The sequence below is a fragment of the Lutibacter citreus genome (assembly GCF_003260195.1).
GTDB lineage: Bacteria > Bacteroidota > Bacteroidia > Flavobacteriales > Flavobacteriaceae > Lutibacter > Lutibacter citreus.
The window spans coordinates 195,480-207,496 of record NZ_QEIH01000009.1; the positions used below are offsets into that span (position 1 = coordinate 195,480).

The following is a 12,017-nucleotide window of genomic DNA, read 5'->3' on the forward strand; positions in this document are numbered from 1 at the left end:
AAACATTTGTTTGAAAAGGGTTTTTATGTTTAATACAATCATATGTTAAACTTTAATTTTACGTTTGAACTTTTAATAGTTTTTGGTTAGCTTTAATTTTTAATTTTAGAGACAAATAAATGGCAAAATATAAATTGTTGGTTAATGAAAAGGAATATCAAGTAAATGTTACAAGTGATACTCCTTTATTGTGGGTTTTACGAGATCATTTAAATTTAGTAGGAACTAAATTTAGCTGTGGAATTGGTCAATGTGGTGCTTGTACAATTCATATTGATGGAGCTCCAACCAGAAGCTGTTTATATCCTGTTTCACTGGCAGAAGGTAAGACTATTACTACAATAGAAGGGCTTTCAGAAAATGGGGATCACCCTGTACAGAAAGCTTGGAAAGAAATTGATGTGCCTCAATGTGGTTATTGTCAATCGGGGCAAATAATGACTGCTACATCTTTTTTAGAGAAAAATCCGAATCCTTCAAAAGATGAAATTAGAGAAGCAATGCATGGAAATATTTGCAGATGCGCTTCATACAACAGAATAGAAAAGGCAGTTGAAAAAGCTTCAAAAACTAAATAGAGATGGCAAAAAAGAATAATATAGATAGACGTTCATTTTTAAAAGTGTCATCATTAGCAGGAGGAGGGTTAATTGTTGGATTTAACTTTTTGACATCTTGTAAACCAAATGTTAAACCGTCAGTAGACATTTCAAAATTGAATTTTCATGAATTCAACGCTTTTATAAAAATTGCAAATAATGGAATTGTAACTTTATTTGCCCCTAATCCTGAAATTGGCCAAGGTGTAAAAACTTCAATGCCAATGATAATTGCAGAAGAATTAGATGTTGCTTGGGATGATGTTTATGTAGAACAAGGGGATTTAGATACTGATGTGTTTGAACGTCAGGTTGCAGGGGGAAGTCAATCTATAAGACACGGTTGGAATCCTTTAAGAGAAACCGGAGCTACGGTTAAGCAGTTATTAATTAACACAGCTGCTGCTAAATGGGGTGTTGAAGCAAGTGAGTGTTTTGTAAAAGAAGGTGTTATTTATAATTCAAAAAAAGAGGAAATAACATATGGAGAAATAGCGGAGGAAGCTTCAAAAGGGGAGATTCCTGCCAATGTAAAACTAAAAGACCCAAAAAACTATACCATTATTGGGCAAAATATTAGAAATGTAGATATTGATAAAATTATAACGGGTAAACCATTATTTGGTCTTGATTATAAGAAAGAAGGAATGCTGTATGCTTGCGTTGTTCAGGCTTCGGCATTTGGTAAAAATTTAGTTTCATTTGATGATACTGCTGCCAGAGCAAATGAAGGTGTTGTAGATATTTTTGAGTTTAACAATAAAATTGCTGTAATAGCTAACTCTACTTGGGAAGCTATGAGAGCTAAAAAAGCTATTGTTGCTAATTGGGATGATGGTGACAATCTAGAAACTACGGAAGAGTATTCAAAGAAACTTACAGCGTTATTAGAAGGTAAAAAGTTTAGAACAGTAAGGAAAGATGGAAATGTAGAAAAAGCCTTTAAGGAAGCAGATAAGGTTTTAGAAAGAGTGTATGATACGCCCTTTTTACCGCACAATTGTATGGAACCTATGAACTTTTTTGCAAATGTTACGGATGATAAAATTGAACTTGCCGGTCCTATACAAACACCACAAAATACTGCAAATAAAATTGCCAATTTATTAAAGCGAGATGTTAAAGATATTTCATTGGAATTAACGCGAATGGGTGGTGGTTTTGGGAGAAGATTGAAAGGTAATTTTGCAATTGATGCTGCTCAAATTTCAAACATTGCAAAAAAACCTGTTTTATTGGTTTTTAGTAGAGAAGATGATATTTTATCAGGAACTTTTAAACCAGCACTTAAATATAAGATTAGCGCAGCAATAAAAGATAATAAATTAACGGGTTATCATGTTAAGGAAGCAGGAATTAATGGTAATATGTATGGATTAATTCCAAATTTTTTTCCAGCTGGTTGTATTGAAAATTATCAAGTTGATTTAGCGAGATATAGAAGTAATATTACTATTGGAGCATGGCGAGCACCTTATACTAATTTCTTTGCATTTGCAGAGCAATCATTTTTTGATGAATTGGCTTCTGAGTTAAATGTTGATGAAGTTCAATTGCGTTTAGATTTACTTCAAAACGTGAAGAACACCAAAGATAAACGAATTCAATATTCAGCAGAAAGAATGGAAGCTGTTATTCATAAAGTGGTTGATAAATCTGGTTATGGAGAAAATAAAGATGATGTATATCAAGGCTTTTCGGTCTATTATTGTCATAATTCATACGTGGCAGAAGTTGCGGATGTTGTTATGGAAGCCGGAATTCCAGTAGTTAAAAAAGTTACGGTAGCTGTAGATTGTGGAATAGTTGTAAATCCATTAGGTGCTTTAAATCAAATTGAAGGAGCAGTTCTTGACGGTATTGGACACGCTATGTATGGAGATTTAAAATTTATAAAAGGAGTACCACAATCAACTAATTTTCATGCAAATAGATTAATAAGAATGAAGGAAACACCAATTGTTGAAACTCATTTTATAAAGAGTGATATTGCTCCAACAGGCTTAGGTGAGCCGGCACTACCACCAGCCATTCCAGCATTGGCAAATGCAATAAAAAGAGCAACGGGTATTAGACTTACTAAGATGCCGTTTATTGAATATAAAGAGATTTTTGGATAGTTTTAAATTGAAATTTTGACACACGAGTTTAAAGAGATTATTATAGAATTTGAATTGGCCAAAGCAAACGGATTAAAATCTGTGTTGGCTAGTTTGGTGTTTTTGGAAGGTTCATCATACAGAAAACCTGGAGTACGTATGCTACTTATTGAAAATGATAAAATGGTTGGTGCTTTAAGTGGAGGTTGTGTTGAAAAAGAAATACAAAGGCAGGTAAAAAGTGTTTTTAGTTCTGGAAAACCAAAATTAATGATTTATGATGGAAGATACAGATTGGGGTGTGAAGGACAATTGTATATATTAATTGAGCCTTTCAACCCTTCAATAAATATTGTTAATGAGTTTAATTTAGCCATTGAACAAAGAATTGACTTTAAAATAAAGTCTAACTTTTGTTTAAGTGAAGGAACTCAAGAAAATAGTGGATCTCAAATAGTATTTAAAAATGATAATTGGAGTCCGTTAAATCAAGATTCAAAAGTTTCTTTTATTGAAGATAAAACTTTCAATCAGCTTTTTAAACCTTGTTTTAGATTGGTTATAATTGGAGCGGAACATGATGCTGTTCAACTGAATAATTTAGGTGTATTTTTAGGTTGGGAAGTTGTAATAATTGCCAATTCCGCAAACCAGCAAACTCTTAAAGATTTTCCTGGGGCAAAAGAGTTGATTCAAACAGAACCAAATTTATTGAAATTAACTTGGGTAAATAAAGAAACTGCTTTGGTTTTTATGACACATAGTTTTGCTAGAGATTTACAATATTTAGTTGCATTGAAAGATACAGACCCCAGTTATATTGGTTTATTGGGGCCTAAAAATAGAAGAGAAAAGATTTTGAATGATTTTATTGAATTGCATCCTCTTGTTGAAGAAGCGTTTTTAGATAAAATTTATGGTCCTGCGGGGTTAAATATCGGAAGTAAAACGGCGCAAGAAATTGCGGTCTCCATTTGTTCTGAAATTTTATCGGTTACTCGTGGTAAAGCTCCAGATTTTTTAAAAAATAAAAAGAATTCAATTCATAATGAGTTGTAAGCCTTCTTTTGCAATTGTTATTTTGGCAGCTGGTTCTTCATCAAGAATGGGTAAAATAAAACAATTACTTCCTTGGGGAAATACAAGTCTTTTAGGGAATTCAATCTCAATTTGTAAAAACTCAAAAGCAACTAATGTATTTGTTGTGTTAGGTGCAAATTATAATAAAATAAAGTTAGAGGTTGAAAATAAGGATGTTGTTTTAATTAAAAATGACTCTTGGGATAAAGGAATGGGAACCTCAATTAAAAGTGCTTTAAATTATTTTAAAGAGCGCGATTTAAACTTTAGTGCAGTTCTATTTACTTTAGCAGATCAACCTTTTATAACTACTAAATATTACAATCTTTTATTTGATTCTTATAAGGCTTCAGAAAAAGGAATTATAGCAACAGAACTAGATGAAAAAATAGGTGTTCCGGCAATTTTTGGTTCAAATTATTATAGAGGTCTAATGAAGTTAGATTCGGATATTGGTGCAAAACAAATTATTAAGGAGAATATAGATGATGTGAAATCAATAATGTCTGAAGTTGATTTTACAGATATTGATACTTTTGAAGTATATGAAAAATTAGTAAAACAGACTCAAAAAAAAATGCCGAACTAAAATTTTAGTTCGGCATTTTTTAAGTTTTATAAATCTAAGCTAGTTTAAAAACAGGCTCTAAAGCAATCCATTTTTCACCATCTTTTGCCCAAGGTAATTCTTGTTGGTAATCCCACATAAGGTTTTCCCATTCTTGAACTTTAGGATTATTAGCATCCATTTCAGCTTTCTTTGCAGGATCAAAAGTTTCATCAACTTCCATAATCATAAACATTCTGTTTCCTGTTAGGTAAATTTCCATATCTACTATACCTGCATCTTTAATGCTTTTAGTAATTTCTGGCCACGCATTACCTGCTGCGTGGTATTCTTTATATTCAGCAATTAATTTAGAATCGTCTTTTAAATCGCAAGAATAACAATATCTTTTTGTACTCATCTTTTTAAAATTAAGCTTGTTTATTATATTTTGAATAGACTTGTTTCCCGTAAACCCCAATTACAACAAAACAAATTAATGTAATTAAGAATGAGAAACGCATTTCAGTAAGACCAAAATATGAAACATCTTCATATCCTGTTCCTCCTAAATCTAATATTCTTCCTTGAAGTGGTGTTAATAAAGCTCCACCTACAATTGCCATTACTAAAAAGGCAGCTCCAAATTTGGCATCTTGACCTTGACCTTCTAAAGCAATACCATAAATTGTTGGGAACATAATAGACATAAATACTGAAGTTGCAATTAAAGAATAAAGTCCTATCATTCCTGGTAAAACAATTGCTCCAACTGTTGTAGCAAAAGCACCAATAGCAAAATACATTAATAATTTACCTGAATCTATATCTTTCATTAAAGCAGTACCAATCATTCTTCCCGTTAAAAATACAATGTAACCAGCTAAACCAAACCAAACAGCAGATTTACTGTCTATTCCTAAGGTTTCAGCATATTGGTAAACATAGGTCCAACACATAATTTGAGCTCCTACATAAAATACTTGAGCAATTACTCCAAAAGAAAATTTAGGTTGACTCCATAATCTCTTAACTGAGTCAAAAAAGTTTACTGTAACTTCTTGGTCTTTATTTTCTGGCATTTTTAATATTGATATCATAATAAAAAATGCTAATACAACAAATCCTAATATTACATAAGGATTACGTATTACTTCTAAATCTGAAGTTTTAATAACTGCTTTTGCAGATTCAGATAATGTATCAAATATAGGTGTTCCATCAGCAGTAGTATCGTCAGATTTTAATGCACTTAAAACAAAGTTTTGAGCAATTAGTAATCCTCCAATAGATCCCATTGGATTAAACATTTGAGCGAAATTTAAACGTCTGGTTGCAGTTTCTTCAGCTCCCATTGATAAAATGTATGGGTTTGAAGTGGTTTCTAAAAATGCTAAACCAAAAGTTAAAATATAGTAAGAAGCTAAAAAGAAAGCATAACTTTCATATTGTGCGGCAGGAAAAAATAACAATGCACCAATAGAGTACAATGCTAAACCAACTAACACTCCTTTTTTGTAAGAAAATTTATTCACAAACAAAGCAGCAGGAATTGCCATACACCCATATCCTCCATAAAAAGCAAGTTGCACATAGGAAGCTTCAACATTTGAAAGTTCTAATACTTTTTGAAAAGCTCTAACCATTGGGTTAGTTATATCATTTGCAAATCCCCACAATGCAAAAAGCGAAGTAATCAAAATAAATGGTACTATAACCGACTTGGCTACTACAGGTATTTTTGTGTTTTCCATAATAATGTAATAAAATATTTATTGGTTAATTAAAGGTGCAAAGTAAAAAAGACAAAACATTTTTATAGTATGTTTTGTCTTTTATAATAGAACAAATGATTTATTCTGAAAGTAATGATCTATCTAAATGTACGTAACCACCGTCAACAGTTATAAATTGCCCTGTTGTATGAGATGATCTTTCTGAAATTGTAAATAAACAAGTATCAGCAATTTCATCTGGTGTAGTCATTCTGTTTTCTAAAGGAATTTTCTTCACAATAGATTTTAATTTTTCTTCACCGTTTTCTAATGTTTTAATCCAAGCATCATACGCAGGAGTCCAACTTTCAGCAATAATTATTGCATTAGAACGAATACCGTATTTTATTAAATCTACAGCCCATTCTCTAGTTAAACCTAAAACTCCTCCTTTTGAAGCAGCGTAACCAGAAGTTCCACCTTGGCCAGTTAAACCAACTTTAGAACCAATGTTTAATATGTTTCCTTTAGATTCTTTTAAAAATGGTAAACAGTGTTTTACTACTAAAAAGTAGCTTACCATATTTAATTTTAATGAATTCATAAATTCATCATAAGAAGCATCTAACCCAACACCATCATTTACACCAACATTATTAATTACAGCATCAATTCTTCCGTATTTGTCAGTAATTGTTTTAATTGCTTTTTCAATATCATCAGGATTTGTAACATCAGTTTGACAGAATATTGCATCAATTCCTTTTTCTTGAAGCTCTTTTACATATTCAAATCCTCTTGCGTTTCTATCAATAATTGCTGGTACAACACCTTCTTCAGCTAAATGTTGAAGAATTGTTTCTCCAATACTTCCTTTGATACCTGCAGCACCTGAAATAACAACTACTTTTCCTTTTAAATTTAAGTCCATTGTTTTATTTTATATTATAGAATATTTTAGCGTTTTCGCCCATAATAGAGGCTTGTTCTGTTGAACGGAAATTTGCTATAAATCCTGTTACTAATTCTTTTATTTTTTTATAATTTCCTGCAACCAAGCAAACTGGCCAATCCGAACCAAACATCACTTTTTTCCATCCAAATGCAACCAATACTAATTTCATATAAGGCGTTATTTGTTCTGGAGTCCAACTAGTAAAATCGGCTTCGGTAACCATTCCTGAAAGTTTACAGTACACATTATCGCATTTACCAATTTCAAACATTAAAGCTGCCCAACCATCATAAAAACCATCTTTTATATAAGGCTTTGCTATATGATCAATTACAAATTTTTGCTTTGGAAATCTTTTTACCAATTCCAAAACAGCTCCTAATTGATGTGGAAATACTAATATGTCATATGTGAAATCATATTTTTCTAAAGCTGCAATTCCTCTTAAAAAATTGGGTCTTAACAAAAAGTTATGATCTGGTTCACCTTGTATAACGTGTCTAAAACCTTTTAGTTTTGGATTCTTGCTGTATTTTTCTAATACTTCTTCTATGTTTTCAGCTCTTAAATCTATCCAACCTACAATTCCTTTTATAAAATCGTTTTTATCAGCTAAATCTAGTAGGAAATCTGTTTCTTCTAATGTTTGATCTGCTTGAACAGCAACACAACCATCAATTCCATTTTCAGCATACACTTTTTGCAAGTCCGAAGGCATAAAATCTTTTCGAATTACGGACATAGAGTCGTCAATCCAATCGTGTTTTACGGGTTCGTATTTCCAAAAATGCTGATGTGAATCAATAATCATAAGGCTATTTTACAAATGCATCTAAAGTTGCTTTCATACCATCATTTAAAATTGCTTCTAAATGTGTAGTAACTTCTTCTTGAAGACCATCTATTTCAGTTAAATCTGTTCCCCAGAAATCTGTATTTGATAATGTTTTTTCAGCAACTTCAACGAAATTATTACTAGCCCAAGCTTCTTTAAAGAAATCTAAAACTGCGGCATCATCTTTTAAAGCAATTTCAGTTCCATTTCTATCACCTTTATAGAAAGTGATTAATGCAGCTAAAGAGAATAATAAGTTTTTAGGTAACTCATTTTTACGTTTTACATATTCTAAAACAGAAGGTAAAACTCTTGTTTTATATTTTGAAATTGAATTTAATGAAATACTCATTAATTCATGTGCTAAATAAGGGTTTCTGAAACGGTCTAAAACGTCTGCAGAGAACTGACTTAATTCTTCAGCAGGTAAATCTAATGTTGGAGAAATATCATTAAATAAAGCATTCTTTAAGAATTTACCAACAACTTCATCTTCTAAAGATTCACGAACTCTATCAATTCCGTATAAATATCCAACAGGAACTAGGGTAGTGTGAGCACCATTTAAAATACGCACTTTACGTGTTCTGTAAGGTTCCATATTATCTGTAAAGACAACATTTAAACCACAAGCTTCAGAAGGAAATTCATCTTTTACAGATTCTGGTCCTTCAATAACCCATAAATGGAATTGTTCACCTTCAACAACTAAATTATCTTTATAACCTAGCTCTTTAGTAATAGCATCCATTTTATCTCTTGGGTAACCAGGTACAATTCTGTCAACTAATGTGTTACAGAAAATGTTGTCTTCGTTAATCCATTCAACAAATTCATCTCCTAAATTCCAATCTGCAGCATATTGAAGAATTATTCTTTTTAAGTTATCTCCATTACGGTCAATTAATTCACAAGGAACTAAAATTAAACCTTTGTCTGAAGCTCCTCCAAAAGTTTGAAATCTTTTGTATAATAAAGCAGTTAATTTTCCAGGGAAACTTTTTTGAGGAGCGTCGTCTAGTTTATCATCTGCATTATATGAAATACCAGCTTCAGTAGTGTTTGAAATTACAAAACGTAAATCTGGGTTTTCAGCATTAGCTAAATAATCAGCATAATTTTCGTAAGGGTTAATTCCTCTTTGAATACAATCAATAACTTCTTTTTCACTTAAAACTTCACCGTTTTTAATTCCGTTTAAGTACAAAGTGTATAAACAATCTTGATCGTTTAACATTTTAACTAAACCTTGATCAATTGGTTGTACAACTACAACACCTGCATCAAAGTTTGCTTTTTTGTTCATTTCGTTAATCATCCAATCTGCGAAAGCTCTTAAAAAGTTTCCTTCTCCAAATTGTAAAATTCTTTCAGTATAAGTTTTTGCTTCTACTGTTGTTCTATTTAATGATTTCATTTATTATTAGCTTTTTGCTATTGGCTTTTCGCTTTTAGCTATTTATTTTTATGGGGCTTCAACTAATCTCAGCCACCGTTTTAGTTTTTCTTATAAAGAAATTCCTCTTTTCCAAGGAATAAAGTCGTTATGTCCTTTTACTACTGCTTTTGAAGGAGTTTCACCACTAGCCACTCTAATTACGTGGTCTAATATTTTTTCTCCCATTGTTTGTATAGTGTCTTCACCAGTAATTACGGTTCCTGCATTAATATCAATAATATCATTCATTCTTTCAAACAATTCTGTATTACTAGACATTTTTAAAACCGGAGTAATTGGGTTTCCTGTTGGAGTACCTAAACCTGTTGTAAATACAATAACATTACAACCTGAACCAGCTAAACCGGTAGTACTTTCAACATCATTACCAGGGGTACATAATAAGTTTAACCCTGGTTTTGTAATTTTTTCAGCATAATCTAATACTTCCACAACTGGAGATGTTCCACCTTTTTTAGCGGCACCTGCAGATTTCATTGCATCAGTAATTAAACCATCTTTTATGTTTCCTGGAGAAGGGTTAGCTTCAAATCCAGAGCCTACTGCAACAGCTGCAGCAGAATAAGAACGCATAATTGAAGAGAATTTTTTAGCATCTTCTTCATTTACACATCTATTGATAATATTTTGTTCAACACCGTTTAATTCTGGAAATTCAGATAAAACAGGAGAACCACCAAGTGCGGCTAATAAATCTGCAGCATAACCTAATGAAGGATTTGCAGAAATACCAGAGAATCCATCGGATCCACCGCATTCTAAACCTAAAATTAGTTTGTTTAAAGGCGCTGGTTTACGTTCAATTTTGTTAGCTTCCATTAAACCTAAAAAAGTGTGTTTAACGGCTTCTTCAATTAATCCACGTTCACTTGCACTTTTTTGTTGTTCTAAGTAATGAACTGGTTTATAGCCGTTAGGATCTTTAATTTTTAATGCTTTTTGTAGCATTTCAATTTGTGCATTTTGGCATCCTAAACTAAAAATGGTAGCACCTGCAACATTAGGGTTAGAGATATAACCAGCTAATAAGTTACATAATACTTCAGAATCTTGGCGAATACCACCGCAACCTCCATCATGTTTTAAAAATTTAATACCATCTACATTAGGAAATAAACGATTTTTAGCCATTTCCTCTTTTGTAGCTATAATTGGAGTATTAAAAATATCTTCTTGTGAAGCACCAGCTTTGTATTGTGCAATTAATGCGTCAGTATCAACTGCAAAGTCTTTTTTAGTTTCGTAACCTAATTTTTCAGAAAGTGCCCCTTCTAAAACATCTATATTTCTGTTTTCACAAAAAGTTAAAGGAATAACTAACCAATAATTTCCAGTTCCTACGCTACCATCTTTACGGTGATAACCATTAAAGGTTCTATCTTTAAAGTTTGAAGTATCTGGAGCGGTCCAAACAAATTTTTCATTTGAATCACTAAATTCAGCTGAAGCATGTTTAATATTTTCAGTAGTAATAGCTTCACCTTCTTTAATAGGGAGCACTGCTTTACCAACCAAAACACCATACATAAATATTTGATCACCTACAGCAAAATCGTTTAAAGCAAATTTGTGTTTACTTTTAATGTTTTCTTTTAAAATGATTTCTTTACCATTTACAATGGCTTTTAATCCTTCAGGAAGATTGTCAATAGCAACAATTAAATTATCTATTGGATCTATTTGAGCGTAATTTGCAGACATAATTAGTAGTTAGTTATTTCTTTTTTTATTGAATTTATTTTTAGCTTCTTACTTCTTTAACTAAAGCAATAGCAGCTTTCACATCTTGTTCTAATTTAGCGTAATCTTTATTTGCTATAATTTCTTTTGAAATAAGTTGAGAACCCATTCCAACACAAGTTACACCTGCATTAAACCATCCAGATAAATTTTCTCTTGTTGGAGCAACACCACCAGTAGGCATTACACTTGTCCAAGGTTGAGGTCCTTTAATTCCTTTTACAAATTGAGGTCCGTAAATATCGCCAGGGAATAATTTAACTATTTCACAACCTAATTCTTCAGCTCTTGCAATTTCAGTTAAAGTTCCACATCCAGGAGACCATAAAACTTTACGTCTGTTACAGGCAATAGCAATATCTTCTCTTAAAACAGGAGTAACAATAAAATTTGCTCCTAAAGCCATATATAATGAAGCTGCAGCACCATCAGTAACTGAACCAACACCCATAATCATACCAGGTAATTCGGCAACTGCATATTTTGTTAATTCACCAAAAACTTCGTGAGCGAAATCTCCACGAGCAGTAAATTCCATTAATCTTGCACCACCATTGTAACAAGCTTTTAATACTTTTTTACTTAATTCTAAATCGTTGTTAAAAAACAATGGAATCATCCCTGTTTCTTTCATTGCTGTTGCAACTTCTATTCTTGTAAATTGTGCCATTTTAGTTTTATATTTTAGTTATAATCAGATAAAAAAAATAAGGAAGGTTGGGCTTTTACAAAACCCAACTTCCCTATTAACCAAATCTAATTAAAAAATCTTCATTTTTTATCTTGCTACTCTACCTGAAGCGTCTCCACCCATTAGTTTTTTAACCTCGTCTATTGTAGATAAATTCGCATCACCTTTAATAGTGTGTTTTAAACAAGACGCAGCTACTGCAAAATTCAACGCTTTTTGGTCGTCTCCTTTATATTCTAACAAACCGTAAATTAATCCACCCATAAATGAATCACCACCACCAACTCTATCTACTAT

The 12,017-nt window shown here is 31.9% G+C and carries 12 protein-coding genes; 4 read left to right on the forward strand and 8 right to left on the reverse strand.

Annotated features, from left to right (window positions below; genetic code table 11):
* The first annotated feature begins 119 nt into the window (after positions 1 to 119).
* From DAD81_RS18140 to DAD81_RS18155, 4 genes are read left to right on the forward strand one after another with little or no spacing between them, the layout of a single operon-like run.
* Positions 120 to 578: a (2Fe-2S)-binding protein gene (locus DAD81_RS18140; protein WP_111709728.1), complete on the forward strand. Its 459-nt coding sequence runs from the start codon at positions 120 to 122 to the stop codon at positions 576 to 578.
* A 2-nt stretch (positions 579 to 580) separates the two neighbouring features.
* Positions 581 to 2,719, forward strand: a complete 2,139-nt coding sequence (locus DAD81_RS18145; RefSeq protein ID WP_179950073.1) for a xanthine dehydrogenase family protein molybdopterin-binding subunit — start codon at positions 581 to 583, stop codon at positions 2,717 to 2,719.
* 15 nt (positions 2,720 to 2,734) lie between these two features.
* Entirely contained in the window at positions 2,735 to 3,757 is a 1,023-nt protein-coding gene (locus DAD81_RS18150) for an XdhC family protein (protein WP_111709730.1), read from the forward strand.
* A complete protein-coding gene (locus DAD81_RS18155; RefSeq protein ID WP_111709731.1) occupies positions 3,747 to 4,367 on the forward strand; it encodes a nucleotidyltransferase family protein in 621 nt (206 codons plus the stop codon). The genes DAD81_RS18150 and DAD81_RS18155 overlap by 11 nt, the downstream gene beginning before the upstream one ends.
* 34 nt (positions 4,368 to 4,401) lie before the next feature.
* Here DAD81_RS18155 and DAD81_RS18160 read toward each other — a convergent pair whose 3' ends face one another.
* From DAD81_RS18160 to DAD81_RS18195, 8 genes are all read right to left on the reverse strand, one after another.
* Positions 4,402 to 4,746: an L-rhamnose mutarotase gene (locus DAD81_RS18160; RefSeq protein WP_111709732.1), complete on the reverse strand. Its 345-nt coding sequence runs from the start codon at positions 4,744 to 4,746 to the stop codon at positions 4,402 to 4,404.
* 10 nt (positions 4,747 to 4,756) lie between these two features.
* The gene (gene fucP / locus DAD81_RS18165; protein ID WP_111709733.1) at positions 4,757 to 6,079 is read right to left on the reverse strand and encodes an L-fucose:H+ symporter permease; all 1,323 of its coding nucleotides are present in this window, start codon (positions 6,077 to 6,079) and stop codon (positions 4,757 to 4,759) included.
* A gap of 100 nt (positions 6,080 to 6,179) precedes the next feature.
* The gene (locus DAD81_RS18170) at positions 6,180 to 6,971 is read right to left on the reverse strand and encodes an SDR family oxidoreductase (protein WP_111709734.1); all 792 of its coding nucleotides are present in this window, start codon (positions 6,969 to 6,971) and stop codon (positions 6,180 to 6,182) included.
* Between the two features lie 4 nt (positions 6,972 to 6,975).
* A complete protein-coding gene (locus DAD81_RS18175) occupies positions 6,976 to 7,806 on the reverse strand; it encodes an amidohydrolase family protein (RefSeq protein ID WP_111709735.1) in 831 nt (276 codons plus the stop codon).
* Between the two features lie 4 nt (positions 7,807 to 7,810).
* Positions 7,811 to 9,247: a tagaturonate reductase gene (locus DAD81_RS18180; protein WP_111709736.1), complete on the reverse strand. Its 1,437-nt coding sequence runs from the start codon at positions 9,245 to 9,247 to the stop codon at positions 7,811 to 7,813.
* 90 nt (positions 9,248 to 9,337) lie between these two features.
* Positions 9,338 to 10,990, reverse strand: coding sequence for a UxaA family hydrolase (locus DAD81_RS18185; RefSeq protein WP_111709737.1), 1,653 nt, complete (start codon positions 10,988 to 10,990; stop codon positions 9,338 to 9,340).
* A gap of 40 nt (positions 10,991 to 11,030) precedes the next feature.
* Positions 11,031 to 11,699: a bifunctional 4-hydroxy-2-oxoglutarate aldolase/2-dehydro-3-deoxy-phosphogluconate aldolase gene (locus DAD81_RS18190; RefSeq protein WP_111709738.1), complete on the reverse strand. Its 669-nt coding sequence runs from the start codon at positions 11,697 to 11,699 to the stop codon at positions 11,031 to 11,033.
* Between the two features lie 108 nt (positions 11,700 to 11,807).
* Positions 11,808 to 12,017, reverse strand: a 210-nt coding sequence (locus DAD81_RS18195; RefSeq protein WP_245949347.1) for a PfkB family carbohydrate kinase, incomplete at its 5' end; no start/stop codon positions are given.

What these genes read in the sequence shown, in the direction of transcription:
- DAD81_RS18140 (WP_111709728.1), top strand. Translation starts at nt 120, where the DNA reads ATGGCAAAATATAAATTGTTGGTTAATGAAAAGGAATATCAAGTAAAT.
- DAD81_RS18145 (WP_179950073.1), top strand. Translation starts at nt 581, where the DNA reads ATGGCAAAAAAGAATAATATAGATAGACGTTCATTTTTAAAAGTGTCA.
- DAD81_RS18155 (WP_111709731.1), top strand. Translation starts at nt 3,747, where the DNA reads ATGAGTTGTAAGCCTTCTTTTGCAATTGTTATTTTGGCAGCTGGTTCT.
- DAD81_RS18160 (WP_111709732.1), bottom strand. Translation starts at nt 4,746, where the DNA reads ATGAGTACAAAAAGATATTGTTATTCTTGCGATTTAAAAGACGATTCT.
- fucP (WP_111709733.1), bottom strand. Translation starts at nt 6,079, where the DNA reads ATGGAAAACACAAAAATACCTGTAGTAGCCAAGTCGGTTATAGTACCA.
- DAD81_RS18170 (WP_111709734.1), bottom strand. Translation starts at nt 6,971, where the DNA reads ATGGACTTAAATTTAAAAGGAAAAGTAGTTGTTATTTCAGGTGCTGCA.
- DAD81_RS18175 (WP_111709735.1), bottom strand. Translation starts at nt 7,806, where the DNA reads ATGATTATTGATTCACATCAGCATTTTTGGAAATACGAACCCGTAAAA.
- DAD81_RS18180 (WP_111709736.1), bottom strand. Translation starts at nt 9,247, where the DNA reads ATGAAATCATTAAATAGAACAACAGTAGAAGCAAAAACTTATACTGAA.
- DAD81_RS18185 (WP_111709737.1), bottom strand. Translation starts at nt 10,990, where the DNA reads ATGTCTGCAAATTACGCTCAAATAGATCCAATAGATAATTTAATTGTT.
- DAD81_RS18190 (WP_111709738.1), bottom strand. Translation starts at nt 11,699, where the DNA reads ATGGCACAATTTACAAGAATAGAAGTTGCAACAGCAATGAAAGAAACA.